The 24,523-nt window shown below is 66.1% G+C and carries 25 protein-coding genes and 2 tRNA genes; 13 read left to right on the top strand and 14 right to left on the bottom strand.

Features of this window, described 5'->3' with window-relative positions; all coding sequences use genetic code 11:
• Window positions 1–31 precede the first annotated feature (31 nt).
• The 3 genes from JOF57_RS05595 (at window position 32) to fdhD (ending at window position 4,860) form a co-directional block, all read left to right on the top strand.
• Window positions 32–1,666: an HNH endonuclease signature motif containing protein gene (locus JOF57_RS05595; protein WP_209914532.1), complete on the top strand. Its 1,635-nt coding sequence runs from the start codon at window positions 32–34 to the stop codon at window positions 1,664–1,666.
• A 63-nt stretch (window positions 1,667–1,729) separates the two neighbouring features.
• A complete protein-coding gene (locus JOF57_RS05590) occupies window positions 1,730–4,036 on the top strand; it encodes an FdhF/YdeP family oxidoreductase (protein ID WP_209914527.1) in 2,307 nt (768 codons plus the stop codon).
• Window positions 4,036–4,860, top strand: a complete 825-nt coding sequence (gene fdhD / locus JOF57_RS05585) for a formate dehydrogenase accessory sulfurtransferase FdhD (RefSeq protein WP_209914525.1) — start codon at window positions 4,036–4,038, stop codon at window positions 4,858–4,860. Before JOF57_RS05590 ends, fdhD begins: the two co-directional genes overlap by 1 nt.
• Before the next feature lie 76 nt (window positions 4,861–4,936).
• On the opposite strand, the gene clpX is transcribed toward fdhD, so the two are convergent.
• The 5 genes from clpX to JOF57_RS05560 all read right to left on the bottom strand — a co-directional run bounded on the left by clpX (window position 4,937) and on the right by JOF57_RS05560 (window position 9,442).
• Window positions 4,937–6,217 carry an ATP-dependent Clp protease ATP-binding subunit ClpX gene (gene clpX, locus JOF57_RS05580; protein WP_209914522.1) on the bottom strand — a complete coding sequence of 427 codons (1,281 nt, stop codon included), beginning with the start codon at window positions 6,215–6,217 and terminating at the stop codon, window positions 4,937–4,939.
• A 335-nt stretch (window positions 6,218–6,552) separates the two neighbouring features.
• Window positions 6,553–7,212: an ATP-dependent Clp protease proteolytic subunit gene (locus JOF57_RS05575; RefSeq protein WP_209914519.1), complete on the bottom strand. Its 660-nt coding sequence runs from the start codon at window positions 7,210–7,212 to the stop codon at window positions 6,553–6,555.
• Window positions 7,209–7,811, bottom strand: a complete 603-nt coding sequence (locus JOF57_RS05570) for an ATP-dependent Clp protease proteolytic subunit (protein ID WP_163670423.1) — start codon at window positions 7,809–7,811, stop codon at window positions 7,209–7,211. The genes JOF57_RS05575 and JOF57_RS05570 overlap by 4 nt, the downstream gene beginning before the upstream one ends.
• A 106-nt stretch (window positions 7,812–7,917) precedes the next feature.
• Window positions 7,918–9,327, bottom strand: coding sequence for a trigger factor (tig, locus tag JOF57_RS05565; RefSeq protein ID WP_209914516.1), 1,410 nt, complete (start codon window positions 9,325–9,327; stop codon window positions 7,918–7,920).
• A gap of 41 nt (window positions 9,328–9,368) precedes the next feature.
• Window positions 9,369–9,442 (bottom strand) — tRNA-Pro (locus JOF57_RS05560).
• 126 nt (window positions 9,443–9,568) lie between these two features.
• Between JOF57_RS05560 and JOF57_RS05555 the strand changes: the two genes are divergently transcribed.
• Window positions 9,569–9,642, top strand: a tRNA-Gly gene (locus tag JOF57_RS05555).
• A gap of 44 nt (window positions 9,643–9,686) precedes the next feature.
• On the opposite strand, the gene JOF57_RS05550 is transcribed toward JOF57_RS05555, so the two are convergent.
• Window positions 9,687–10,208 carry an MBOE_33420 family protein gene (locus JOF57_RS05550; protein WP_209914514.1) on the bottom strand — a complete coding sequence of 174 codons (522 nt, stop codon included), beginning with the start codon at window positions 10,206–10,208 and terminating at the stop codon, window positions 9,687–9,689.
• Window positions 10,209–10,212: 4 nt separating this feature from the next.
• Window positions 10,213–10,359 carry a hypothetical protein gene (locus tag JOF57_RS05545; RefSeq protein ID WP_209914512.1) on the bottom strand — a complete coding sequence of 49 codons (147 nt, stop codon included), beginning with the start codon at window positions 10,357–10,359 and terminating at the stop codon, window positions 10,213–10,215.
• A gap of 190 nt (window positions 10,360–10,549) precedes the next feature.
• Between JOF57_RS05545 and JOF57_RS05540 the strand changes: the two genes are divergently transcribed.
• The 4 genes from JOF57_RS05540 to JOF57_RS05525 all read left to right on the top strand — a co-directional run bounded on the left by JOF57_RS05540 (window position 10,550) and on the right by JOF57_RS05525 (window position 13,467).
• The gene (locus JOF57_RS05540; RefSeq protein ID WP_209914509.1) at window positions 10,550–10,831 is read left to right on the top strand and encodes a GlsB/YeaQ/YmgE family stress response membrane protein; all 282 of its coding nucleotides are present in this window, start codon (window positions 10,550–10,552) and stop codon (window positions 10,829–10,831) included.
• A gap of 128 nt (window positions 10,832–10,959) precedes the next feature.
• Window positions 10,960–11,229 (top strand): maleylpyruvate isomerase N-terminal domain-containing protein, encoded by a 270-nt coding sequence (locus JOF57_RS05535; RefSeq protein WP_209914506.1) that lies wholly within the window; start codon window positions 10,960–10,962, stop codon window positions 11,227–11,229.
• Between the two features lie 213 nt (window positions 11,230–11,442).
• A complete protein-coding gene (locus JOF57_RS05530; protein WP_209914503.1) occupies window positions 11,443–12,591 on the top strand; it encodes a serine hydrolase domain-containing protein in 1,149 nt (382 codons plus the stop codon).
• Between the two features lie 51 nt (window positions 12,592–12,642).
• A complete protein-coding gene (locus tag JOF57_RS05525) occupies window positions 12,643–13,467 on the top strand; it encodes a DUF1542 domain-containing protein (protein ID WP_209914500.1) in 825 nt (274 codons plus the stop codon).
• Window positions 13,468–13,485: 18 nt separating this feature from the next.
• Here JOF57_RS05525 and JOF57_RS05520 read toward each other — a convergent pair whose 3' ends face one another.
• The 4 genes from JOF57_RS05520 to JOF57_RS05505 form a co-directional block, all read right to left on the bottom strand.
• Complete coding sequence (locus JOF57_RS05520) at window positions 13,486–15,171, bottom strand: cation:proton antiporter (protein WP_209914497.1); 1,686 nt, start codon at window positions 15,169–15,171, stop codon at window positions 13,486–13,488.
• A gap of 37 nt (window positions 15,172–15,208) precedes the next feature.
• Entirely contained in the window at window positions 15,209–16,003 is a 795-nt protein-coding gene (locus tag JOF57_RS05515; RefSeq protein ID WP_209914495.1) for an Fpg/Nei family DNA glycosylase, read from the bottom strand.
• 2 nt (window positions 16,004–16,005) lie between these two features.
• Window positions 16,006–16,479 carry a ribose-5-phosphate isomerase gene (locus JOF57_RS05510; protein ID WP_179964453.1) on the bottom strand — a complete coding sequence of 158 codons (474 nt, stop codon included), beginning with the start codon at window positions 16,477–16,479 and terminating at the stop codon, window positions 16,006–16,008.
• 61 nt (window positions 16,480–16,540) lie between these two features.
• The gene (locus tag JOF57_RS05505) at window positions 16,541–17,170 is read right to left on the bottom strand and encodes a mycothiol-dependent nitroreductase Rv2466c family protein (RefSeq protein WP_209914492.1); all 630 of its coding nucleotides are present in this window, start codon (window positions 17,168–17,170) and stop codon (window positions 16,541–16,543) included.
• 291 nt (window positions 17,171–17,461) lie between these two features.
• Here JOF57_RS05505 and JOF57_RS05500 point away from each other — a divergent pair, with 291 nt between their 5' ends.
• The 3 genes from JOF57_RS05500 (at window position 17,462) to JOF57_RS05490 (ending at window position 20,932) form a co-directional block, all read left to right on the top strand.
• Window positions 17,462–17,866, top strand: coding sequence for a DUF732 domain-containing protein (locus JOF57_RS05500; RefSeq protein ID WP_209914490.1), 405 nt, complete (start codon window positions 17,462–17,464; stop codon window positions 17,864–17,866).
• A 38-nt stretch (window positions 17,867–17,904) separates the two neighbouring features.
• A complete protein-coding gene (gene pepN / locus JOF57_RS05495) occupies window positions 17,905–20,496 on the top strand; it encodes an aminopeptidase N (protein ID WP_209914488.1) in 2,592 nt (863 codons plus the stop codon).
• 94 nt (window positions 20,497–20,590) lie between these two features.
• Window positions 20,591–20,932: an HNH endonuclease gene (locus JOF57_RS05490; protein ID WP_209914486.1), complete on the top strand. Its 342-nt coding sequence runs from the start codon at window positions 20,591–20,593 to the stop codon at window positions 20,930–20,932.
• A gap of 75 nt (window positions 20,933–21,007) precedes the next feature.
• On the opposite strand, the gene JOF57_RS05485 is transcribed toward JOF57_RS05490, so the two are convergent.
• The 3 genes from JOF57_RS05485 to JOF57_RS05475 are packed head-to-tail and all read right to left on the bottom strand — an operon-like array spanning window position 21,008 to window position 22,402.
• The gene (locus JOF57_RS05485; protein ID WP_209914483.1) at window positions 21,008–21,478 is read right to left on the bottom strand and encodes a DUF5130 domain-containing protein; all 471 of its coding nucleotides are present in this window, start codon (window positions 21,476–21,478) and stop codon (window positions 21,008–21,010) included.
• Window positions 21,465–21,698, bottom strand: a complete 234-nt coding sequence (gene ctaJ, locus JOF57_RS05480; protein WP_209914480.1) for an aa3-type cytochrome oxidase subunit CtaJ — start codon at window positions 21,696–21,698, stop codon at window positions 21,465–21,467. The genes JOF57_RS05485 and ctaJ overlap by 14 nt, the downstream gene beginning before the upstream one ends.
• A 59-nt stretch (window positions 21,699–21,757) precedes the next feature.
• Window positions 21,758–22,402: an HNH endonuclease gene (locus tag JOF57_RS05475; RefSeq protein ID WP_209914478.1), complete on the bottom strand. Its 645-nt coding sequence runs from the start codon at window positions 22,400–22,402 to the stop codon at window positions 21,758–21,760.
• 144 nt (window positions 22,403–22,546) lie between these two features.
• Here JOF57_RS05475 and JOF57_RS05470 point away from each other — a divergent pair, with 144 nt between their 5' ends.
• Window positions 22,547–22,951, top strand: a complete 405-nt coding sequence (locus JOF57_RS05470) for a globin (RefSeq protein WP_234937727.1) — start codon at window positions 22,547–22,549, stop codon at window positions 22,949–22,951.
• Between the two features lies 1 nt (window position 22,952).
• A complete protein-coding gene (locus tag JOF57_RS05465) occupies window positions 22,953–24,497 on the top strand; it encodes a glycoside hydrolase family 13 protein (RefSeq protein WP_209914475.1) in 1,545 nt (514 codons plus the stop codon).
• The last annotated feature ends 26 nt before the right edge of the window (window positions 24,498–24,523 follow it).

The raw sequence follows: 24,523 nt of genomic DNA, 5'->3' as shown, positions 1-24,523 counted from the left end.
GGCCCCGTCGGCCGCGCTTGTCGGTGGTCGAATGTATGTTCGAGTCATGCAGGCGGGTGCGGGTGAGGCGGTAGCGGCGTTACGCACCGCGTACGACGCGTTCGCTGCCTGTGACCTCACCGCCTTGACCCGCACCGAATTGCTCGGCGTGCTCGACGACTACGAGGCCCTGCTGTGTCAGCTGCCGTCCCCGTTGCATCGGTTGTTGGCCCAGCTGCAAGCCGACACCACCCCCCAGGAGATGGGCGCCAAATCCTGGAACACGGTGCTGCGCATCCGATGGCGCCTGTCCACTGCCGAGGCCAGCCGCCGCCTGGGTGAAGCCGCCGAGCTGGGGCCGCGACGCACCCTGACCGGTGAACCGTTGCCCCCGGTGTTGCCGGTGGTCGCTGCGGCTGAGGCTGCCGGGCTGATTACCGCCGATCATGTGCGGGTGCTGCGCGACGCGGTCAGCCGACTCCCCGGATTCGTCGACACCACCACCGCCGAACAGTTCGAAGCCGACCTGGTGCGCGTCGCCGTCGGGGTGGGCCCTAAAGAACTCAAAGACACCGCCGAACTACGCCTGTTCCTGCTCGATCAGGACGGACCCGAACCCGATGACACCGAACGCGCCCGCAAACGCGGCGCCACGATGGGCAGGCAGGGTCGCGACGGCATGACCGCGTTGACCGCGCACCTGGACCCCGAAACAGCCGCGGTGTGGGAAATCCTGTTCGCCAAATTCGCTGCGCCGGGTATGTGCAGCCCCGCCGACGAACAGCCCTGCACCAGCGGCACCCCCAGCCAAACCCAGATCGACAACGATCACCGCAACCTGGCCCAACGCCAACACGACGCCCTGCTCGTCATCGGACGTATCGCCTTGATGACCGACCTGGGTCAACTCAACGGGCTACCGGTATCACTGATCATCCGCACCACCCTGCAAGACCTCGAATCCCGCGCTGGGATCGGGATCAGCGGGGGCGGCACCAAAATCCCCATCACAGACGTCATCCGGATGGCCGGCCACGCCCACTGGCACCTCGCGGTGTTCGACCAGGCCACCGGATCAGCACTCAATCATTTCCGGGCCCGCCGGGTCGCCAGCCCCGCCCAGCGCATCATGTTGATCGCCCGCGACGGAGGATGCACCAAACCAGGCTGCACCGTGGGCCCCTACGGCTGCCAAGCCCACCACGCCGTTAGCGATTGGGCCGATGGCGGCAACACCAATATTGATGAGATGGCCCTGGCCTGCGGCCCCGACAACCGCCTCGTCCATACCGACGGTGGCTACACCACCAGCATCAACCCCGACGGTGACGTGGAATGGCGGCCCCCACCCCACCTGGAACACGGCCAGAACCGCATCAACTACCACCACCGCCCCGAACTCTTACTCACTCCACCCGAACGACCCGAACCCGAGTCAGCGCGACCAGTGCCGGCACCGGATCCCGACTGGAACCTCGACTGGGAAACCGAGTGGCAACCGGACTGGGACCTGGAGTGGGACCACCCCACACCCGCCCCGCCCAACATCGAACACCTCTGGGACACAGAACCACTCGACCCAGCCGACCTCCGACTCCCACCCGGCTGGACACTGCTCGACCCCCACCCACCACACCCCAACCCCAACAACCACGCCCTCAGCAGCAAGGCAGTACGCGGGCCCTAACGATCACTGCAAGCGCCCTGCCAAGCGGCACGTCGCTCGGATCTCGGGGACTAGATTGGGTTCATGACCAGCGCCAAGGACATCGATGCCGACTACGACGAGCACGCCGCGGTTGTCACCGAACCCAAAGATGAGGCCGCCGGGGTCAAGGCAGTCCTGGTCAGCATGCAGCGAGGATTCGAGCAGATGGGGCCGCTGCGAACGGCCGCTGCACTCACCCGGCTCAACCAGCGTCACGGCTTCGACTGCCCAGGGTGCGCCTGGCCTGAGGAACACGGCGGACGGAAACTCGCCGAGTTCTGCGAAAACGGCGCCAAAGCCGTCGCCGAAGAAGCCACCAAGCGAGTGGTGACACCGGAATTCTTCGCCCGCCACAGCGTCGCCGAACTCGATTCCAAGCCCGAATACTGGCTATCCCAGCAGGGCCGCCTCACCCATCCGATGGTGCTGGCCCCAGGCCACGATCACTACCGCCCGATCGCCTGGGCTGACGCCTACCGGTTGATCGCCGAGCATCTCAACGCGCTGGCCTCCCCTGACGAGGCGCTGTTCTACACCTCCGGACGCACCAGCAACGAGGCCGCGTTCCTGTATCAGCTGATGGTCCGCAGCTACGGCACCAACAACCTGCCGGACTGCTCGAACATGTGCCACGAATCCTCGGGTACCGCACTCACTGAATCGATCGGTATCGGCAAGGGCTCGGTCACCGTCGAGGACGTCACCGAGGCCGACCTGATCCTCATCGCCGGGCAGAATCCGGGCACCAACCACCCGCGCATGCTGTCGGTGCTGGAGAAGGCAAAAGCCAACGGCGCCAAGATCATTGCGATCAACCCGCTTCCCGAGGCCGGCCTGATCCGGTTCAAGGATCCGCAGAAGGTGCACGGTGTTGTCGGGCACGGGGTTCCGATCGCCGACGAGTTCGTACAGATCCGCCTCGGCGGGGACATGGCGTTGTTTGCCGGGTTGGGCCGACTGCTGCTGGAAGCCGAAGACAGTGCCCCCGGCACCGTCGTCGACCACGAGTTCATCGCCACGCACTGCGCCGGGTACGACGAGTACGCCGCCCAGACCCGCGGCGTCGACCTCGACACCGTGACCGAGGCCAGCGGCGTGGACCGTGCCCAGTTGCAGCGGGTCGCCGACCTGCTCGCTTCTTCCCAGCGCACCGTGATCTGCTGGGCGATGGGCCTGACCCAGCATCATCACGCGGTGGCCACCATCGGTGAGGCCACCAACCTTTTGCTGTTGCGCGGCATGATCGGCAAGCCCGGGGCCGGGGTGTGCCCGGTGCGCGGCCACTCCAACGTCCAGGGCGACCGGACCATGGGCATCTGGGAGAAGATGCCCGACCAGTTCCTGGATGCCCTCGATGCCCGGTTCGGCATCTCCAGCCCGCGCAAGCACGGCTACGACACCGTCGACGCCATCCGTGCCATGCGCGACGGCCGGGCCGGCGTGTTCATCGGGATGGGCGGCAACTTCGTCTCGGCCACGCCCGACACCGAGGTCACCGAGGCTGCGTTGCGCAGTTGCTCTCTGACCGTTCAGGTTTCGACGAAGCTCAACCGCAGCCACGTGGTGCACGGCCAGACCGCGTTGATCCTGCCCACCCTCGGCCGCACCGACCGCGACATCGTGGGTGGGCACAAACAGCAAGTCTCGGTTGAGGATTCGATGTCGATGGTCCATCTGTCGCGCGGCAGCCTGCACCCGCCCAGTGATCAGTTGCGCAGCGAGGTGGGCATCGTCTGCGAGCTCGCCCGCACCCTGCTGGGTCCGGACCATCCGGTGCCGTGGGAGTCCTTCGCCGCCGAGTACGACACCGTGCGCGACGCGATCGCCGCGGTGGTGCCGGGCTGCGCGGACTACAACACCAAGGTGCGCCGGCCTGACGGGTTCCAGCTCCCACACCCGCCACGGGATTCGCGCGAATTCCCTACCACCACAGGCAAAGCCAACTTCGCGGTCAACCCGCTGCAGTGGGTTCCGGTGCCCGAAGGCCGGCTCGTTCTACAGACCCTGCGTAGTCACGACCAGTACAACACCACCATCTATGGCCTGGACGACCGCTACCGCGGAGTCAAGGGCGGCCGCCGGGTGGTATTCGTCAACCCCACCGACATCGAACGACTGGGATTCAAACCCAACGATCGCGTCGACCTGGTTTCGGAATTCGAGGGCGAGGAGCGGTACGCCAAAGACTTCCTGCTGGTGCCGTACTCGACGCCGGCCGGTAATGCCGCCGCCTACTACCCGGAGACCAATCCACTGGTGCCGCTGGACCACACCGCCGCAAGATCCAACACACCGGCATCCAAGGCCGTCGTCATCCGGCTGCAGCGACGCGAAACGGATGTCCCCTAGTGGGCCGGGTAACCGCCCGCCGCCGCGCCCACCACTTCACCGGTGGGACGGCCGAGGCCCGGCCCGAGACCCTCGTGGTCGAGGAACCCTTGGAGATCCGGGTCGACGGCAGGCCCATCACCGTCACGATGCGTACCCCTGGCGCCGATGTCGAGTTGGCCCAAGGGTTTCTGCTGACCGAAGGCCTGATCGGGCAACGCGAGGATCTGGTGTCGGTGCGCTACTGCCGGGGCGCCGAGGCGGACGGAGTCAACACGTACAACGTGCTCGACGCGACCCTGGCCCCTGACGTGCCGCAGCCCGATGTGGACGTGACCCGAAACTTCTACACCACGTCATCGTGCGGGGTGTGCGGCAAGGCCTCCCTGGAGGCGGTGCGGTTGAGCAGCAGACACTGCCCTGGCGATGACCCGTCGACGGTTGCCGCCGCGGCGCTCTCGGCGATGCCGGCCCAGCTGCGCGATGCCCAGAAGCTGTTCGCCAGCACCGGAGGCTTGCACGCGGCGGCGCTGTTCACCGTCGACGGCACCATGCTCGTCGTCCGCGAGGACATCGGCAGGCACAACGCCGTCGACAAGGTGATCGGCTGGGCCTTGGAACACCACCGGGTTCCATTGACCGCGACGGTTCTGTTGGTGAGTGGCCGGGCTTCGTTCGAGCTCACCCAGAAGGCCGTGATGGCGGGTATCCCGATCCTGGCCGCGGTCTCGGCACCGTCCTCGCTGGCCGTCGATTTGGCCAGCCAATCGGGACTGACCCTGGTGGCGTTCCTACGGGGCGACTCGATGAACGTCTACACCCGCCCCGATCGCGTGCAGCAGTAGATTTCGCCCAGCAGACGTAAAAGTGCCCCAAATCGTTTGATTTGGGGCACTTTTATGACTGCTCGCGAAGAGGGACCTAAGCGGTCTTTTCGCGGCGCTCCGAACGCGGCGGCTTACGCGGCACGATGGTCGGCAGCACGTTGTCCTGCACGGTCTCCTTGGTGACGACCACCTTGGCGACGTCGTCGCGGCTGGGAATGTCGTACATCACCGGCAGCAGGACTTCCTCCATGATGGCGCGCAGGCCGCGGGCACCGGTACCACGGTGGATGGCCTGATCGGCGATCGCATCCAACGCGTCAGCGTCGAATTCCAGTTCCACACCGTCCATCTCGAACAACCGGACGTACTGCTTCACCAGAGCGTTCTTGGGCTCGGAGAGGATCTTGACCAAGGACTCCTTGTCCAGGTTGGTCACCGAGGCCACGACCGGCAGACGACCGATGAACTCCGGGATCAGACCGAACTTGATCAGATCCTCGGGCATCACCTCGGCGAAGTGATCCTGGGTGTCGATCTCGGCCTTGGACCGCACCTCGGCACCGAACCCCAGGCCACGCTTGCCGACCCGGTCCGAGACGATCCTCTCCAGGCCCGCGAATGCGCCCGCCACGATGAACAGCACGTTCGTGGTGTCGATCTGGATGAATTCCTGGTGCGGATGCTTCCGGCCGCCCTGCGGCGGGACCGAGGCCTGGGTCCCTTCCAGGATCTTCAGCAGGGCCTGCTGCACACCCTCGCCGGAGACATCGCGCGTGATCGACGGGTTCTCGCTCTTGCGGGCGATCTTGTCGACCTCGTCGATGTAGATGATGCCGGTCTCGGCGCGCTTGACGTCGTAGTCTGCGGCCTGAATCAGCTTGAGCAGAATGTTCTCGACGTCCTCGCCCACATACCCGGCTTCGGTCAGTGCGGTGGCGTCGGCGATGGCGAACGGCACATTGAGCATCTTGGCCAGGGTCTGGGCCAGGTAGGTCTTACCGCAGCCGGTGGGGCCGAGCATCAGGATGTTGGACTTGGTCAGCTCGACGGGCTCGGTGCGGGAATCGCGGGACTTCTCCTGCGCCTGGATCCGCTTGTAGTGGTTGTAGACGGCCACGGCCAGCGTCCGTTTTGCCGTGTCCTGACCGATGACGTAGCCCTCGAGGAAGTCCCGGATCTCCATGGGCTTGGGCAGCTCGTCGAGCTTGACGTCGTCAGCGTCGGCGAGTTCCTCCTCGATGATCTCGTTGCACAGATCGATGCACTCATCGCAGATGTACACGCCCGGACCGGCAATGAGCTTTTTGACCTGCTTTTGACTCTTGCCGCAGAACGAGCACTTCAGCAGGTCACCGCCGTCTCCAATGCGCGCCATGTGGGGGGGTCCTACTTCCTGTTTGCAGTCGGTCGTTACGCCACTTGCTGGGTCACCTCGGGCGTAAACCCGACGCTACCCGTTCGTTCCGTTGCGGTGCGACCGATAAGGCCGAATCGCTCCGGTGGTATTTGGTTGTGTGCAGGAGAACATATCTCTCCTGGCGGCTCGCCACCCGTCGGCACGCTGACCGTGTCCCTGGCGTGTCGTTGCGATACGAAGACGTGACCTGCGCCATACACGGGCATTCGTCGGGGTCGACGATCCCTCCACGACGACGCACGCCCCGCACCGCAATAACGGGGCAGGGCGTGTGTCATCGGGCTGGGGATTTCCTAGCTGCTCTGCGCAGAGAGCTTGCGGTACTCCAGGACCGTATCGATGATTCCGTAGTCCTTGGCCTGCGCGGCGGTGAGGATCTTGTCGCGGTCGGTGTCCTTGCGGACCTGCTCGGGATCCTTGCCGGTGTGACGGGCCAGGGTGGTCTCCATCAGGGTGCGCATCCGCTCGATCTCGGCGGCCTGGATCTCCAGGTCCGAGAACTGTCCCTGGATCACCCCGCCCAGCGACGGCTGGTGGATCAGGACGCGGGCATTCGGCAGGGCCATCCGCTTACCGGGGGTTCCGGCGGCCAGTAGCACCGCGGCGGCCGAGGCGGCCTGACCGAGGCAGACCGTCTGGATGTCGGCGCGCACGTACTGCATGGTGTCGTAGATCGCCATCAGCGAGGTGAACGATCCACCGGGCGAGTTGATGTACATGGTGATGTCGCGGTCGGGATCCAACGACTCCAGCACGAGCAGCTGGGCCATGATGTCGTTGGCCGACGCGTCGTCCACCTGCACGCCGAGGAAGATGATGCGTTCCTCGAACAGCTTGTTGTACGGGTTGGATTCCTTGACGCCGAAGCTGCTGTGCTCGATGAACGACGGCAGGATGTAGCGGGCCTGCGGCTGCACGCGGGAGTCCAGTGAGGGATGAATGTGGTCGGTCATTTCTTCAGCCCTGCTCCCGGTCCGGTGCCGTTGACGTTGGCGCTCGTGATGATGTGGTCGACGAACCCGTACTCCAGCGCCTCCTGCGCAGTGAACCAGCGGTCGCGGTCGGAGTCGGCCTCGATCTGCTCGACGGACTTGCCGGTGAACTCTGCGTTGAGCCGGAACATTTCCTTCTTGATGACGTGGAACTGCTCGGCCTGGATGGCGATGTCCGCGGCACTTCCGGTGACACCACCGAGGGGCTGGTGCATCAGGACCCGGGCGTGCGGCAGGGCGTGCCGCTTGCCCTTCGTGCCCGCGGCCAACAGGAATTCACCCATCGAGGCGGCCATACCCATCGCGTAGGTGGCGACGTCGCAGGGCGCCAGCACCATCGTGTCGTAGATGGCCATGCCGGCGCTGATCGAGCCGCCGGGCGAGTTGATGTAGAGGTGGATGTCCTTGGTCGGATCCTCCGCCGACAGCAACAGGATCTGCGCGCACAGCTTGTTGGCGATGTCGTCGTCCACTTGCGAGCCCAGGAAGATGATCCGCTCGGCAAGCAAGCGCTCATAGACGGAGTCGACGAGGCTGAACCCGCTCCCGTTCGAACGCATGTCAGTCACGACTGGATACCTGCTTTCTCTTTCGCATTGGTACTGACGACACTAACGAAACTGCGGAGCCAGGCACTCCCGTACGGGGGCGCTTTCGCTCACAGCGTCACTCGGCGGCTTCGGTGTCCTTGTCGGCGGACTTCTCGGCGGACTCTTCAGCAGGCGCGTCGTCGGCAACCTCGGCCTGGGCATCCTCGGCCGGACCGAAGAACTCAGTGGTGTCGATCACGGTGCCGCCGGTATCGGTGACGGTGGCGGCGTGCACGACAGCGGCGATCGTCAGCCCGCGACGCACGTCGGCGAACATGGCCGGCAGCTGGTTGTTCTGCTGCAGGATCTGGATCAGCTGCTGGGGCTCGATGCCGTACTGACGCGACATCAGCACCAGACGCTCGGTGAGATCGTTCTGACCGACCTGGATGTCGAGCTTGTCGGCGACTGCGTCCATCAACAGCTGCGTCTTGACGGCCTTCTCGGCATTCGACTTGTTCTCGGCGTCGAATTCCTCACGGCTGCTGCCCTGTTCGGCCAGCTGCTCGGCGAACTTGTCCTCGTCGTGCTCAAGGCCGTGGATTGCGTTGTGCAGGGCGTCGTCGACCTGGGCCTGAACGATCTTCTCCGGCAACGGAACCTCGGTCTGCTCCAGCAGCGCCTCGATGGCCTTGTCGCGAATCTGCTCGGCCTGCTGCACGCTCTTGGTCCGACGCACCTGGTCGGTGAGGCTCTCCTTGAGCTCGCCGATGGTGTCGAATTCGCTTGCCAGCTGGGCGAAATCGTCGTCAGCCTCGGGCAGCTCGCGCTCCTTGACCGACTTCACGGTCACGGTCACGTCGGCGTCCTGACCGGCGTACTCACCGGCGGCCAGCTTGGTGGTGAAGACCTTGGACTCGCCGACCTTCAGACCGATGATCGCGTCGTCGAGGCCCTCGATCAGCTGACCGGAACCAACCTCGTGCGACAGACCCTCGGTGGCGGCCTCGGGCACCTCGGTGCCGTCAACGGTGGCCGACAGATCGATGGAGACGAAGTCGCCTTCCTGAACAGCGCGCTCGACGCCGGTCAGGGTGCCGAAACGGGCACGCAGCGACTGCAGCTCGGCGTCGACCTCCTCATCGCTCACCTGGATCGGGTCGACGGTGATCTTGAGTGCGTCGAACTCGGGCAGGGTGATCTCGGGGCGCACATCGACCTCGGCGGTGAACGCCAGTTCCTGGCCGTCCTCCAGCTTGGTCACCTCGATCTCGGGCTGACCCAGCGGCTTGACGTCGGAAGCGGTGACGGCCTCGCTGTAGCGGCTCGGCAGCGCGTCGTTGACGACCTGCTCCAGCACCGCACCGCGGCCGACGCGGGCTTCCAGCAACTTGCGCGGGGCCTTACCCGGGCGGAAGCCGGGCAGGCGGACCTGCTGGGCCAGCGACTTGAACGCACGATCAAAATCGGGCTCAAGCTCAGTGAAGGGCACCTCCACATTGATGCGCACCCGGGTGGGGCTCAGCTGCTCGACTGTGCTCTTCACTGTTCCTGCTCCTAGATAGTTCTTTCGTACTGGCGGGTGAGTCGGGGTGACAGGATTTGAACCTGCGGCCTTCCGCTCCCAAAGCGGATGCGCTACCAAGCTGCGCTACACCCCGTGCTGGTCGTCGATCCGCTGCGGCAAACCCCACAAACGGACCACGCGAGATACTACGTGCTCACGGCACGGAGCATTCAATTGGCTTTGGTCGGGGGCACACCGGTACAGTGCTGATGCTGCACATGCGGGCGTAGCTCAATGGTAGAGCCCTAGTCTTCCAAACTAGCTACGCGGGTTCGATTCCCGTCGCCCGCTCCACAAGGACCGCCCTGATGGGCGGTTTTTTGTTTGTTTGCCCCTGCTCACCGCCCCGTCGCGGCCGGCGACTCGATCGGTGTCAGCGATATCGGCACGGTATGGGTGCCTGGTCCCTCTCCTGGGCATCCGACTCCACCGATGACGAGGGTGCGCTCTCCGAAGAAGCTGCCGTCTGGGTTCGGAATCCAGTAATCCGAGCGCTGGGCCTTCACGGCGCTGTTGGGGTCGCTGCGGTCGCAGAAATAGGGATACTCGCCGCTTGTCTCCCACCGGCCGTTGTTCCAGCTGTACTCATAGGCCACGGGGGCACCTGGGTTGCGGGCATGGTCGTCCGTGTTGTCCATGCGCGCAGTGCATCCCTTCACGTCACAGTGGGTGGTGAATTCGACAGGCACCGTTATCGGATTCATCGGTGTCGGCATTCCGTTGAACGCCTGCTTCGAAAAGTCGATGACGAGGTTGTAGTAGCCGTACAGCGGGGGCGGTTCAGGTCGATCCGCATCTGCGACCGGCGATCCGATGGACAGAACGCTTGCCGCCAGCGCTCCGACGAGCATCGTTTTCATCGTGCTACTCGTCCTTGTCGTCATCACGGTGTGCCGCCTCGATCACCTCGGGCGGCACCGGCTTGGCGAGCCACGCACGAAGCCGCAACAACCCACCGGCGACGGTGCCGACGGCGAACACCGCGGCAATCACCCAGAGAACGACGGACACAAAGCCGATTATCCCGCTGTCACAGCGATCTACGTGCCGTTTCGATCCCGGCAACTGACCGGGTAACCCACGAGTAGGCCGCGGCTGCATATCGAGATCATCTCGGCGCGAGCAGTGAGCTGAGAATCGGAGGACAGTGGGTTACATCACACCGACCATAAGGAAGTCGGCTTGAACGAAAGGCAACGAGATGATCGGTGCAATTATCAGCGCAATCGTCGTCGGCGCGATTATCGGAGTCCTCGCGCGACTCGTCATGCCCGGTAAGCAGAACTTGAGCACACTCATGACCGTTGTGCTCGGGATCGCCGGAGCCCTGCTTGGCTCCTGGCTCACGTCGGCCTTCGGATACAGCAATGCGAACGGCGGGTTCCAGATCCTCCCGTTCGTGGTGGGCGTCGTGGGCGCAATCGTGTTGATCGCGGTCTACACCGGACTTTCGGGACGGCGCGGCACCCCCGTCGGTCACTGAGTCAAAAAACCCGCCGACTCCGCCGATCCTCCCCACGATCGGCGGAGTCGCTCGCGCATATGCAGTGACGGAAATACCTGCGGTCTGTTTCGGGTTCACCCCCGAAGCCAGCCGGTTTCGGTAACCGAATGATCAGTGTCCGCGCCCTGGCCCACAAGGAACGCCAGGAGTTCGCCGATCTGCTCGACGACTTGAGCCCGCAACAGTGGCAGGCTCCCACCTTGTGCCGCGGCTGGAATGTCCGCGACGTCGCAGGCCATCACGCTGAGCGGTCGGCCGGCCGCGGGCGCGAAGTCCACGGACCTGGCGAGGCGTTGTTGCTGGCGATGACGGGACGCGTCGCCGCGGTCGCTGCCGAGCTGCACGGTCCGGGCGTGGCTCACCTGGGCAAACGATGAAACCTCCGGTCTCGATCCTGCGTCGAATCGGCGCAGGCCCGACGCCAACCTCGTAACGATCCGACCGCGCCCATCGATTCAGTTAGCGGGCCGCCCCTAGCATCGGGGCAGTGACGTGTAGCGGCACTTCGACGCCATCGTTGCCCACGTCCATTGCCCACTGCTGGAGGACCGTTGAGAAGTCAGCCGATCGATACGATCGATGGCTTCTGCATGTCCGAATTCGCCCGGGTGCGCGACGTCTTCGAGGACAACTTCGCCCACCGGGGTGAGGTGGGCGCCGCTGTCGCAGTCTGGGTCGAGGGCGATCTGGTGGTCAACCTGTGGGGCGGATCTGCCGACGCGGGCGGCACCCGACCCTGGCAGCAGGACACCCTGACCAGTGTGTATTCCGGCTCCAAGGGGCTGTTGAGCACGTGTATCCACCTGTTGGCCGATCGCGGTGAGATCGACCTGGATGCGCCGGTGGCCCGGTACTGGCCCGAGTTCGGCCAGGCCGGAAAGCAGGACATCACCATCGCCATGGTGCTCGGTCACCGCTCGGGGGTGATCGGCCCGCGCGAACCGGTGGACTGGCGGCAGGTGACGGACTGGGACGCGGTGTGCGCCCGGATCGCCGCCGCGACGCCATGGTGGCCGCCGGGCAGCGCGCAGGGTTACCACGTGGTGACATTCGGCTTCATCCTCGGCGAGGTGGTGCGCCGGGTCACGGGCCGCACCCTGGGTCAGTATCTGCGCACCGAGATCGCCGAACCGCTGGGCGCCGACATCCACATCGGGTTACCTGTCTGGCAGCACCATCGATGCGCGGAGATGGTGAACAAGCCGTCGGTGCGGAGCCTGCTGGCCGACCACCAGGTCACCCAACCACCGGCCTCGCTCGATGACCATCCGATGGCCGGCTGGGCGGTGTCGATGGACTTCGTGCCGGACGACGAGTTGGGTGTGCAAGCTCTGGACACCTGGCGCGCCGCGGAGTTCCCGAGCACCAATGCGCACGTCTCCGCACTCGGCATGGCGACCGTCTACAACGCGCTGGCCCAGGAGAAGCTGCTGACCCGCGAGCACATGGAGCGCTGCCGGATCTCCCAAGGCGGTTTCGACGCCGACGTGGTGTTGGGCCCGCGAGTGGCCGACCACGGTTGGGGCCTGGGCTACATGCTCAACCAGCGCGGTGTGGCCGGGCCGAATACCAGAATCTTCGGGCACGGCGGGTCAGGTGGCTCGTACGCGTTCGTCGATCTGGAGCACCGGATCGGCTACGCCTACGTGATGAATTATTTCGACGCCACCAAGTGCAATGCCGATCCACGCACGGTCGCGCTGTCCAACGAGGTTTACTCCGCTCTCGGCGTAATTTGAGTTCGCTTCGAGGACCCGGAATCACCGATTTCCGTCGGTACGCTGGACGCCATGAACAGCGTTTTGCTGATACTCATCGTCCTGGTCATCGCCGCGATCGCGTTTGCCGTCTACAGCTCGTCGCAGGCCAATGGTCGCCGCTCCGCGGAGTCCCTGGCCGACGCCAAGGCTGACGCCCGCCGACTGATCGAGCGTCTCGGGGGGCAGGTGCTCAACCTCACCGGGTCCGACGATGCGTCCAAGCAGGCGCTGGCAGACGCCTCCGAGCGCTACACCGCGGCGTCCTCGCAGATCGATCAGGCCACCACGGGCAAGCAGGCCGCGCTGGCCAAGGAGAGTGCCATCGAGGGCCTCTATTACGTGCGCGCGGCCCGCACTGCGATGGGCATGGATCCGGGTCCGGAATTGGAGTCGTTGAGCGGACAGCGTTCGGCCGGCGAGGTCACCGAGGACCGTCGGATCAACTTCGAGGGCCGCGAGATCGAGGCCTCCCCGACCCCGTCGCAGCGCACCCCGAACTACTACCCCGGCGGCCGCGTGGCCGGGCGCCCGGTGCCGGCGGGCTGGTACTCCGAGCCGTGGTGGAAGCCGGCGTTGGTGGCCGGCGCCTGGGGCCTGGGATCGGTGTTGCTGTTCGATGCGATGTTCTCGGGTATGCACGGAGTCGGCTACGGCTCACAGGGTTTCGAGAACGGTTACGGTGACGGCTACTCCGACGGGCTCGCCGCGGGCCAGGACGGCGGTGGTTTCGACGGTGGTGACACCGGCGGCGCCGACGGCGGCGACTGGGGCGGTACGGACGCCGGCGGCTGGGATAGCGGTGATTTCGACGGTGGCGGGTTCGGCGACTTCGGCGGTGATTTCGGGGGCTTCTGACCTTCTGCCGAGCAGTCTCTAGAGGCGGCTCTCCAGACGCGCCGACACACCAGCCTCCTGGAGGTCCAGGCGTTCGAGCATGGCGCGCACCGCCTCATCCTCGATGCGCCCTTCATCGCGCTCGGCGATGAGCGCGCCACGTTGCGCCGACAGCACATCGCGATAGAGACCCGTGAACACCGCCGCTCGTTTCGTCAGCGCCTCGGGGTCGGGCATCTCGTCGGCGTCCTGCGAATGCCGGGCGATCACCGCGCGGATCTCGCTCACCACACCCCGGTCCAGGCCTTCGGGTGGGTCCGCCTCGAACGCGTCGAGCACCTCGTCGGCCGCATCGTGCACCACCCGTTCGGCCTTCAGTTCCTCTTCCCGGTCCGCCGCGTGATCGTCGCAGAACCGGGACAGGTTCAGTCGGCGGATCAGTAGCGGCAACGTCCAACCCTGGATCAACAGGGTGCCCACGCTCACAATGAACGCGATGGCCTGGATGGTGGCCCGTTCCGGGAACGGTTCGCCCGACGCGGTGGTGACCGGGATCGCGGCGGCCGCGGCCAGCGTCACCACTCCGCGCATTCCGGTCCAGGACACGACGACGCTCTCCCGCCAGCTCAACGACCGGCGATCGATCAGGGTGCGCCAGTGCGCCTTGGGCTTTCGTCTGACCCGGCCGAACAGGCCGCGGGTGCCGTCGGAAACCGGCGCGCTGAACTTGTTCTCCACGTGCCGGGACAGCTTGTTGCGCCCGAACATCAGGAACACCGACAACGGTCGGATCATCAGCACGATCACCAACACGATCGCCGAAGCGACCCCGACCACGGCAATGGACTCGTGGGCTTCCTGCAGATCCTCCAGGACGAAGCGCAGATGCAGACCGATGTAAGCGAACACGAAGGCCTCGAGTAACACGTCCAACGAGTTCCAGACGTACCGCTCCTGCAGTCGGGTCTGATACCCGGCGCCCATCGCGCCGTTGCCGACGATGAAGCCGGCGACCACCACTGCCAACACACCGGATGCGTGTAACTCCTCGGCGGTGATGAACGCCGCGAACGGCACCACCAACCCCTGCACGGTCTCCAGTCCTGGATTGTCCAGTTGCTTGCGAATCCACAACGTCACATAGCCCAGTAGTGCCCCGACCAACGGACCGATGACGGCGCTGTAGCCGAAGAGCAGGAACGGGTTCTCGATGAAGGTGTGGCTGCCGGCGACCTGTGCCACCGCGATGGAGAACAGCGTCAGCGCGGCGGCGTCGTTGATCAGGCTCTCTCCGGTGAGGATCGCCATCACGCGTTTGGGCAGACCCAGCTTGCGCCCCACCGCTACGGCGGTGACGGCGTCGGGTGGTGCGACGATCGCGCCGAGCACCAGTGCCAGCCCGAAGGTCAGCGGCACCAGCACCAACCAGGACGACACCGCCGCCACGGCGAAGGCCGTCACCACGACCAGCCCGATGCCGAGACCCAGGATCGGGCGGATGTTGCGGAAGAACGTCGGGAAGGAGAAGTCCAGGGCTGCCGAGTACAGCAGCGGCGGCAGCACCACCGTCAGCAGAATGTGCGAATCAAGTTCGGGCGGTTCGAAGCCCGGGAGGAACGACACCACGCTGCCGATCACCACGATGATCAGGGCAGGTTCGAGACCTCGCCGATGCGCGATTGCTGTGACGAGGATGGCTCCGACAACGACGAGGATCAATTCCACCGGGAGATTGTCCCGTGTCCGCTCCGCCCGCGCGCACTCACACCTGGCAGTCGGGACACCAGAACAGGTTGCGGCCCTCCAGTTCTGCGGTGCGCACTGCGGTCCCGCACACCCGGCAGGCCTCCCCCGCCCGGCGGTAGACGTAGGTGCGCGGACGGCCCGGACCATAGGCCGGCGCACCGTGATCGTGTTCTGGGCGGATGACGACGATCTTGCCCCGGCGGACCCCGACCTTCATCAGCTCGACGAGATCGGTCCACATGGCGCTGAATTCGTCCTGCCCCACATGCGTACCCGGCCGGTACGGGTCCAGGTGATGACGGAACAGCAGCTCACTGCGGTACACGTTGCCGACCCCGGCGATCACCGACTGGTCCATCAACAACGCACCGATCGACCTGCGCGACTTGCTGATTCGCGCCCAGGCCGACGCGGGGTCGGCGTCCTTGCGCAGCGGGTCGGGGCCGAGCCGCGCGACCACACCGGCAATGTCGGGTTCGGCGATCACCTCACACACCGTCGGCCCGCGAAGGTCGGTGCCGTACTCGGTGCCCACGATCCGCATCCGCACCTGGCCGACCGGCAGCCCCAGCGGGACGGGCACTTCGGTGAACGTGCCGTACAGGCCGAGGTGGATGTGCACCACCCGGCCGCCGTCGTAATGGTGGAACAGGTGCTTGCCCCAGGCGTCGGCCCGGGTGAACACGTGCCCGTTGACCGCCGCCGCACCGTCGGTGAAGCGGCCCTGCGGGCTGGAGACCAGCACCGGCGCCCGGCCGAAACGTTTCTGGTGCAGCCGGGCCAGCCGGTGCAGGGTGTGCCCTTCGGGCACGGTCAGGCGCCGGGCACCGGCGGGGCCACGTGGTCCTTCTCGTAGGCGGCGAGGATGTCGATGCGGCGTTGGTGGCGCTCGGCCTCCGACCACGGGGTCGCCAGGAAGGCGTCGACGATGGCCAGCGCCTCCTCCTCGGTGTGCATGCGTCCGCCCAGGCCCATCAGCTGCGCGTTGTTGTGCTCGCGAGCCAGCTTGGCGGTCTCGACGCTCCAGGCCAGGGCACATCGTGCGCCGGGCACCTTGTTCGCGGCGATCTGCTCACCGTTGCCCGAGCCGCCGAGCACGATGCCCAGGCTGCCCGGGTCGGCGACGGTCTTGACCGCCGCGTCGATGCAGAACGCCGGGTAGTCGTCGTCGGCGTCATAGCTGTACGCACCGCAGTCGATCGGCTCGTGGCCGGTCTTCTTGAGGTGTTCGATGATGGTTTTCTTGAATTCGAATCCGGCGTGGTCGGCACCGATGTAGACGCGCATGGCGGTCATTCTCGCAGACGACGCCCCCCTGCCCGGCATGCTCGCGCTCGGCGTTACCCGCTCATTCGAACTCGGGGCTCTCGGTGCGGGAGCGCTTGAGCTCCCAGAAATGCGGATACGACGCGAATGTCACCGAGGCATCCCAGAGCTTGCCGGCCTCTTCGCCACGCGGGATCTTCGAGAGCACCGGGCCGAAGAAGGCGACCCCGTTGACGTGAATGGTCGGGGTGCCGACGTCGTCACCGACGGCGTCCATCCCGGCATGATGACTCTTGCGCAGCGCCTCGTCGTATTTGTCGGACTCGGCGGCCTCCGCCAGTTCGGCGGGCAGGCCGACCTCTTCGAGTGACTGCGCGATCACCTCATCGAGGTCCTTGTTGTTCAGATTGTGAATCCGGAATCCCATCGCGGTGTACAGCGGACCGAGGATCTCCGGCCCCTTGAGCTCTTCGGCAGCGATGGCGACACGGACGGGGCCCCACGCCTTCTTCATCAGTTCCTGATAGTTCTCGGACAGGTCCCGGCCCTCGTTGAGTACCGCCAGGCTCATGACGTGGAACTGCACGTCGATGTCGCGGACCTTCTCGACTTCGAGGATCCAGCGTGAGGTGATCCAGCACCAGGGGCACAGCGGGTCGAACCAGAAGCCGGCGGTGTCCTGTTGATCGTTGGGTTGATCCTGGGGAGCCATCTACGCGTTCCTCTCGTGTGGTTCAAGGCACAACTGCGTTCAGCACAACTGTGCACCCTCGCCGAGATGTTCCCGATGCGAGTAACTATCCGGGGAGCGATTGCGACAATCAGGGTGACTGGCATGTCGCCGGCATGTCGACATGCATGATGAAGTCACGGCAGCAGCACAGGAAACGCATAGTGCGCGAACCTTTACCGAAACGTGGTGTTCCTGTGACCCTGGTGAACCACTGTTGCCCAAGTGAGCAGAGCGATGTACGGGTTCTGCGTGATATCTGAGGAGCTCAATATGGCCGCTCGTGCCTTCCTGGCGACGGCCGGTGCCGTCGCCGCCGCCCTCGCGTTGGCAGTTCCGGCGCAGGCCGACCCGGTGCCGGCCCCGGCCGATCCGACCGACAGCTCATTCCTGAACGCGCTGAACAACGCCGGGGTGGGCTACGGCGATCCGGGTACCGCAGTGCAGATGGGCCAGGACGTGTGTCCGATGCTGGTCGAGCCGGGCAAGGACTTCGCGTCGGTGGCCTCCCAGATGCGCGGCGACGGCGGCATGTCCCCACAGATGGCGTCGTTCTTCACCGGCATCGCCATCCAGATGTACTGCCCGCAGATGATGTCCTCGATCGGCGACGGGTCGATCCTGAACAACCTGGACGCCCTCAACGGACTGGCCGGGATCGCCGGCTTCCCCCGGTAGGCCGGGTCCGGCCGCCGTCCAGCCACTAGGTTGGACGGGTGGCACTTCCCAATCTCACCCGCGAACAGGCCGTCGAGCGCGCCGCTCTGGTCACCGTCGACAATTACCGCGTCGTCCTCGACCTCACCGACGGCTCCGGCAACCCCGGCGACCGCACCTTCCGGTCCACCACGACGGTGACGTTCGATGCCCTCGCCGGCTCCGACACCTTCATCGACCTGTCGGCCGACACGGTGCGCAGCGCCACGCTCAACGGCGTCGCGCTGGACGTATCCGGCTACGACGAATCCACTGGCATCACGTTGTCCGGGCTGGCCGCCCACAACGTCCTGGTCGTCGATGCCGACTGCCTGTACTCCAACACCGGTGAGGGCCTGCACCGGTTCGTCGACCCGGTCGACGACGAGGTCTACCTGTACTCGCAGTTCGAGACCGCCGACGCCAAGCGGATGTTGGCCTGCTTCGACCAGCCGGACCTGAAGGCCACCTTCGACGTCCAGGTCACCGCGCCCTCGCACTGGCAGGTGATCTCCAACGGGGCGACCGCCGCCGCCGAACCCGACGGGCCGGTCACCGTGCACACCTTCGCCACCACGCCGAAGATGAGCACCTACCTGGCGGCGCTGATCGCCGGACCCTACGCGGTGTGGCGGGATTCGTATTCCGATACCCACGGCGAGATCCCGCTGGGCATCTTCTGCCGGGCCTCGCTGGCCGAATTCATGGACGCCGAGCGGCTTTTCACCGAAACCAAGCAGGGCTTCGGCTTCTACCACGCCAATTTCGGCACGCCGTACGCCTTCGGCAAGTACGACCAGCTGTTCGTGCCCGAGTTCAATGCGGGCGCCATGGAGAACGCCGGCGCGGTGACGTTCCTGGAGGACTACGTCTTCCGCTCCAAGGTGACCCGGGCCTCCTACGAGCGCCGCGCCGAGACCGTGCTGCACGAGATGGCACACATGTGGTTCGGCGATCTGGTGACCATGCAGTGGTGGGACGACCTGTGGCTCAACGAGTCCTTCGCGACGTTCGCGTCGGTGCTCTGCCAGGCCGAGGCCACCGAATACGACACGGCGTGGACCACTTTCGCCAATGTGGAGAAGTCCTGGGCCTACCGGCAGGATCAGCTGCCCTCGACCCATCCGGTTGCCGCCGACATCCCGGATCTGGCCGCGGTCGAGGTCAACTTCGACGGCATCACCTACGCCAAGGGTGCCTCGGTGCTCAAGCAGCTGGTGGCCTACGTCGGGCTCGAAGAGTTCCTGTCCGGGCTGCGCGACTACTTCCGCGACCACGCGTTCGGGAACGCCACGTTCGGCGACCTGTTGGGCGCACTGGAGAAGTCCTCCGGGCGCGACCTGTCCGGCTGGGGTCAACAGTGGCTCAAGACAACGGGTTTGAACACGCTGCGGGCTGATTTCGATGTGGACGATTCGGGTGCGTTCACCCGGTTCGTCATCGCGCAGTCGGGGGCGGCGCCGGGCGCCGGGGAGACCCGGGTGCACCGGCTGGCCGTCGGCATTTACGACGACGACCCTGCCGGCTCGGGCAAGCTCGTGCGGGTACACCGCGAGGAGCTCGACGTGGAGGGTCCGGTCACGGATGTCCCTGCCCTGGTGGGTGTTTCACGCGGGAAGCTGATCCTGGTCAACGATGACGACCTGACGTACTGCTCGCTGCGGCTGGACCCGACCTCGCTGTCGACCGTGCTGTCGCGGATCGCCGATATCGCCGATCCACTCCCCCGGACCCTGGCCTGGTCGGCGGCCTGGGAGATGACGCGCGAGGCCGAGATGAAGGCCCGCGACTTCGTCGCCCTGGTGATGAGCGGTATCCACGCCGAATCCGAGGTGGGTGTCGCGCAGCGCCTCCTGATGCAGGCCCAGACCGCACTCGGTTCTTACGCAGATCCCGCGTGGGCCACCGAGATCGGCTGGCCGGCGTTCGCCGATGCGCTGCTCGATCGGGCGCGGGACGCTGCCCCCGGTTCTGATCACCAGCTCGCCTTCGTGAACGCGCTGTGCACCTCGGTGCTGTCGGCGAACCACGTCGCCGTGCTGTCGACACTGCTCGACAACGAACCGGCCGAGGTGAACATGCCCGGCCTGGTGATCGACACCGATCTGCGCTGGCGGATCGTCACCGCGCTGGCCCGCACCGGACAGATCGACGCCGATGGACCCGAGACGCCGTTCATCGACGCCGAGGCCGAGAGCGACCCGACCGCGGCAGGCAAGCGTCAGGCCGCGGCGGCATCGGCGGCCCGCCCGCAGGACGTCGTGAAGTCCGCGGCGTGGGAGCAGGTCATCGAGGACGACACGATCGCCAACATCACCACCCGTGCAATCGTCGGCGGCTTTGTGCAGCCCGGCCAGGCCGAACTGCTGGCGCCGTTCACGACTCGCTACTTCGCCGCGATCTCCGGGGTGTGGGAGCGGCGGTCCAGCGAGGTCGCGCAGACCGTGGTGATCGGGCTGTACCCGTCGTGGGACATCAGCCGCAACGGGCTCGATGCGGCTGACGCCTTCCTGTCCGATCCCGAGGTGCCGCCCGCGCTGCGCCGCCTGGTGATCGAGGGACGTGCCGGCGTGGAGCGTTCCCTGCGCGCCCGTGCCTTCGATGTGAGCTGATTCGTCTGCCCCCGCGAGCGTGCGCGTCTGCGCCCCGACACGCCGTGTCGGAGGAGCATTCTGCGCACGCTCGCGGGGCAAATAGGCTTGGCCGATGGCGGTCAGTCGAACCCGCGCGGCCCGGGCTTCCCGCAAGCGCAAGCGTCGGATGGACCTCGTGGTCCACGACCTCACCGACGAGCAGTGGGAGGCCATCAAAGCGGCGTGGGGCGGGTGCGCGTACTGCGGCGGCGCGGGTGGCCCGTTCCAGAAGGACTGCGTGATGGCCATCTCGCGCGGCGGGCGCTACACCGTGGACAACGTGGTACCGGCATGCGGGTCGTGCAATGCCAGCAAGTGCAACTTCGAGGTCAGCACCTGGATGCGGCGCAAACGGCTCGACGAGCGGATGTTCTTGACGCGCTATGTGGAGATCCGCAACGCGCTGGTGGGTTAGCCGACCCCACAAATGCAGCGAGCGTGCGTGGCCGTCGTATGACAACCACGCACGCTCGGTGCCAGGTATGGAAAATCAGGCGGGGGCAACGCCGGCCGACAGCACGCGCACGGCGCTGATCAGACCGTCGATCAAGTTGCCTTCCTTGAAGGAGGCGGCAGCCGCCGAGACGCCCAGCGGGGCAGCCTCTTCGATGCCACGGCCCTTGACGTCGGCGCCGTAGACCACCTCGATGGCGTGCTGATCGGGTGAGACCGCAAGCAGCACCGCATTGTTGGGGGTCGGCACCTTGGCCAGGATCTCGCGTGCCGTGGCCGCGGTGTCCGCACCCAGGTCGCCGATGTAGACCGCGAACCGGGCCTTGGCCGCCCGCGACCCGTACTTCAGCGCGTCGTCGAGGACGACGAGGTCCATCGTCGGGAACGGGTAGTGCACCGACAGCTCACCGGGCTCGGTAACTCCCGAGATCCGACCGCTGTACGTCAGGGCGTAGCCGTAGGGCAGGTCCAGGTCCTGCGTGGCAGTCGCCAGTTCACCACTTGCCACTTGCGCCGCCTCCGATCGTCACGCCGTGTGAATCATGCCCGCCGTGCCCGTGATCCTGCGGCTCCTCGGCAGCCCACAGGATGGGCTCGTGGGTCCACGGCTCGGACATCTTGTAGGTAGCCGGGTGCGGTCCCCTGCGGGTCATGAAGATCAACGCCAGGACCACGAACAACAACAGCGGAACCCCTCCGAGGAGGGAATGGGTAAGTGCTGTGCTCACGCGCAAACCGTATCAGTCGCGGTGCACCGACGCGCCGAGAGTGCCCCGCAAGTCGGGCATCATGCCGCGCCCTCGCCGAGATAGCGCACCCAGGCCGGGTCGAGCTCCTTGATCGTCGACAGCAGCCGCCAGTGCTGACCCTTCGGCGGCATCGGCGCGCACCGCAGTGACCAGCCCAGTTCAGCCAGCAACCGGTCCGCCTTGCGGTGGTTGCACGGCCCGCACGCCGCCACACAGTTCTCCCACGAATGCTCACCACCGCGGCTGCGCGGGACCACGTGGTCGACAGTGTCGGCTCGCCCACCGCAGTACGCGCAACGGAAACGGTCGCGGTGCATCAACGCGGCGCGGGTCATCGGGACGCGGGCCCGGTACGGCACCCGCACGAACGTGCGCAGCCGGATCACCGAGGGCACCACGATGGTGCGGGTGGCCGAGTGGATGGCGGGTCCCGACGGGTCGTCGTGCAGAACGTCGGCTTTGCCGCACATCACCATGATCACCGCGCGCCGCAGCGGAAGCGCGGTCAGCGGTTCATAGGTGGAGTTGAGCAGCAGGACGCGGCGGCGTCCCCACAGGGACGCGTCGGGCGCGGTGGTGGGAAGTACGTCGACGCTGTGGAGCGGGCGATTGGGCACATGGGGTCCCGATGGGCCGGGAACGTGGCCGGTCCGTCGTATATGGCTTTTTCTGCTGTGCGCCATGGAGCCTCCGAGGAGACAGTCCACCACGGATCCCCGCAATACGCACGGAAATTCTTCGGGTGTTCGCAGGTCAGTCCAATGAACATGAGGCGACCAGACCGCCATGACCGGCCCGGACGTCCGCTGCGGCCACAATGGACCACAATGAGTGACGTGACGCAGGTGCAGCGATCTTTCTACGACGAAGTCGGTGGCCACGAGACGTTCGCAGCGATCGTGTCGCGGTTCTACCAACTCGTGCGCGAGGACGAGATCCTGCTGCCGCTGTACCCCGAGGACGATATCGACGGCGCCGAGGAGCGGCTGCGGATGTTCCTTGAGCAGTACTGGGGCGGGCCCAGGACATACTCCGACCAGCGCGGCCACCCCCGGTTGCGAATGCGGCACGCACCGTTCCGGATCGGGTACCTCGAACGCGACGCCTGGCTGCGTTGCATGCACACCGCGGTGGCCTCCATCGACTCGGCGACGCTGGACGAGCCACACCGGCGCGCGCTGCTGGACTACCTCGACATGGCCGCAGACTCGATGGTGAACTCGGCGTTCTGAGATGCGCCGGTGGTGGGCGGACGCGGTTTTCTACCAGGTCTATCCCCGCTCATTCCGGGACAGCAACGGCGACGGGGTCGGTGACCTCGACGGGGTGAGCGCCGGGCTGGACTACCTGGCAGCGCTCGGCGTCGACGCCCTGTGGCTCAACCCGGTGATGGTGTCGCCGATGGCCGACCACGGTTACGACGTCGCCGACCCGCGCGACGTCGACCCGCTGTTCGGCGGCATCGAGGCCTTGGACCAGCTGCTCGATGCCGCGCACGCCCGCGGTATCCGGGTCACCATGGACCTGGTACCCAACCACACCAGTTCGGCGCACCCGTGGTTCGTCGAGGCTTTGGCCGATCCGCGGCGACGCGACCGGTACATCTTCCGCGACGGCCGTGGCCCGCACGGTGACAGACCGCCGAACAACTGGGTGTCGGTGTTCGGTGGGCCGGCCTGGACCCGCATCACCGAGCCCGACGGCCGACCGGGCCAGTGGTATCTGCACCTGTTCGACCCCGCCCAGCCCGACCTGAACTGGAACCACCCCGAGGTGTTCGAGGATCTGGAGCGCACGCTGCGGTTCTGGCTCGATCGCGGGGTCGACGGCTTCCGCATCGATGTGGCGCACGGCATGGCCAAGCCGGCCGAACTCCCCGACATGGCGGTCACCGACACCGCGCTGCTGCGGAACAGCGACGATGACCCGCGGTTCGACAACGACAGCGTGCACGACATCCACCGCTTCATCCGCACCGTATTCGACGACTATCCCGACGCGGTGGCCGTCGGCGAGGTGTGGGTGCACGGCAATGAACGCTTCGCCAAATACCTGCGGCCGGACGAGTTGCACCTCGGCTTCAATTTCCGTCTGGTGCAAGCCGATTTCGACGCCGGCGATGTCCACGACGCGATCGACAATGCGATGGCCGCTGCCGATCTCGCCGGGGCGACTCCGACCTGGACGCTGTCCAACCACGACGTGGAACGCGAGGTCACCCGCTACGGCGGCGGATCCCGGGGGTTGGCGCGGGCACGCGCCATGGCCCTGGTGATGCTGGCGCTGCCGGGGGCGGTATTCGTATACAACGGTGCGGAACTCGGGCTGCCCAACGTCGAACTGCCCGACGACGTACTCCAGGATCCGGTGTGGAAGCGCTCGGGTCACACCGAACGCGGACGTGACGGTTGCCGGGTGCCGATGCCGTGGTCGGGTGATGCGCCGCCATTCGGTTTCTCTTCCAGTGCCGAGACCTGGCTGCCGATGCCGGCCGAGTGGGCGCCGCTGACGGTGCAGCGCCAGCTCGGCGACCAGGCATCGACCTTGGAATTCTATCGTCAGGCAATCCAATTACGCTCCAGCCGTACGGAATTCGCCGGTAGCATCGAGTTGGCCACTTCCGGTGACCTTCTGACATTGCGGCGTGACGGTGGCCTGGTGTGTGTCCTCAACACGGGTACCGAGCCGGTGCCGTTGCCGCCCGGGGAGGTTCTGCTGAGCAGCGCGGCGTTCGGCGCCGGGTTGCTCCCGCCGGACGCCGCTGCCTGGGTTGTCTGAGCCGGTCCAGTTCCCTCGCCCGCGCC

Origin of the sequence: Mycolicibacterium lutetiense (genome assembly GCF_017876775.1) — a bacterium.
Classification (GTDB): Bacteria; Actinomycetota; Actinomycetes; order Mycobacteriales; family Mycobacteriaceae; genus Mycobacterium; species Mycobacterium lutetiense.
The sequence above is the reverse complement of the archived record's forward strand: the minus strand, read 5'-3'. Positions and strand labels throughout refer to the sequence as shown.

Excerpts from the sequence above, each read along its gene's own strand:
- JOF57_RS05595 (WP_209914532.1), top strand. The coding sequence starts at position 32 with ATGTATGTTCGAGTCATGCAGGCGGGTGCGGGTGAGGCGGTAGCGGCG.
- JOF57_RS05590 (WP_209914527.1), top strand. The coding sequence starts at position 1,730 with ATGACCAGCGCCAAGGACATCGATGCCGACTACGACGAGCACGCCGCG.
- clpX (WP_209914522.1), bottom strand. The coding sequence starts at position 6,217 with ATGGCGCGCATTGGAGACGGCGGTGACCTGCTGAAGTGCTCGTTCTGC.
- JOF57_RS05575 (WP_209914519.1), bottom strand. The coding sequence starts at position 7,212 with ATGACCGACCACATTCATCCCTCACTGGACTCCCGCGTGCAGCCGCAG.
- JOF57_RS05570 (WP_163670423.1), bottom strand. The coding sequence starts at position 7,811 with ATGCGTTCGAACGGGAGCGGGTTCAGCCTCGTCGACTCCGTCTATGAG.
- JOF57_RS05550 (WP_209914514.1), bottom strand. The coding sequence starts at position 10,208 with ATGAAAACGATGCTCGTCGGAGCGCTGGCGGCAAGCGTTCTGTCCATC.
- JOF57_RS05540 (WP_209914509.1), top strand. The coding sequence starts at position 10,550 with ATGATCGGTGCAATTATCAGCGCAATCGTCGTCGGCGCGATTATCGGA.
- JOF57_RS05535 (WP_209914506.1), top strand. The coding sequence starts at position 10,960 with ATGATCAGTGTCCGCGCCCTGGCCCACAAGGAACGCCAGGAGTTCGCC.
- JOF57_RS05530 (WP_209914503.1), top strand. The coding sequence starts at position 11,443 with ATGTCCGAATTCGCCCGGGTGCGCGACGTCTTCGAGGACAACTTCGCC.
- JOF57_RS05525 (WP_209914500.1), top strand. The coding sequence starts at position 12,643 with ATGAACAGCGTTTTGCTGATACTCATCGTCCTGGTCATCGCCGCGATC.
- JOF57_RS05510 (WP_179964453.1), bottom strand. The coding sequence starts at position 16,479 with ATGCGCGTCTACATCGGTGCCGACCACGCCGGATTCGAATTCAAGAAA.
- JOF57_RS05505 (WP_209914492.1), bottom strand. The coding sequence starts at position 17,170 with ATGGCTCCCCAGGATCAACCCAACGATCAACAGGACACCGCCGGCTTC.
- JOF57_RS05500 (WP_209914490.1), top strand. The coding sequence starts at position 17,462 with ATGGCCGCTCGTGCCTTCCTGGCGACGGCCGGTGCCGTCGCCGCCGCC.
- JOF57_RS05490 (WP_209914486.1), top strand. The coding sequence starts at position 20,591 with ATGGCGGTCAGTCGAACCCGCGCGGCCCGGGCTTCCCGCAAGCGCAAG.
- JOF57_RS05475 (WP_209914478.1), bottom strand. The coding sequence starts at position 22,402 with ATGGCGCACAGCAGAAAAAGCCATATACGACGGACCGGCCACGTTCCC.
- JOF57_RS05470 (WP_234937727.1), top strand. The coding sequence starts at position 22,547 with ATGAGTGACGTGACGCAGGTGCAGCGATCTTTCTACGACGAAGTCGGT.
- JOF57_RS05465 (WP_209914475.1), top strand. The coding sequence starts at position 22,953 with ATGCGCCGGTGGTGGGCGGACGCGGTTTTCTACCAGGTCTATCCCCGC.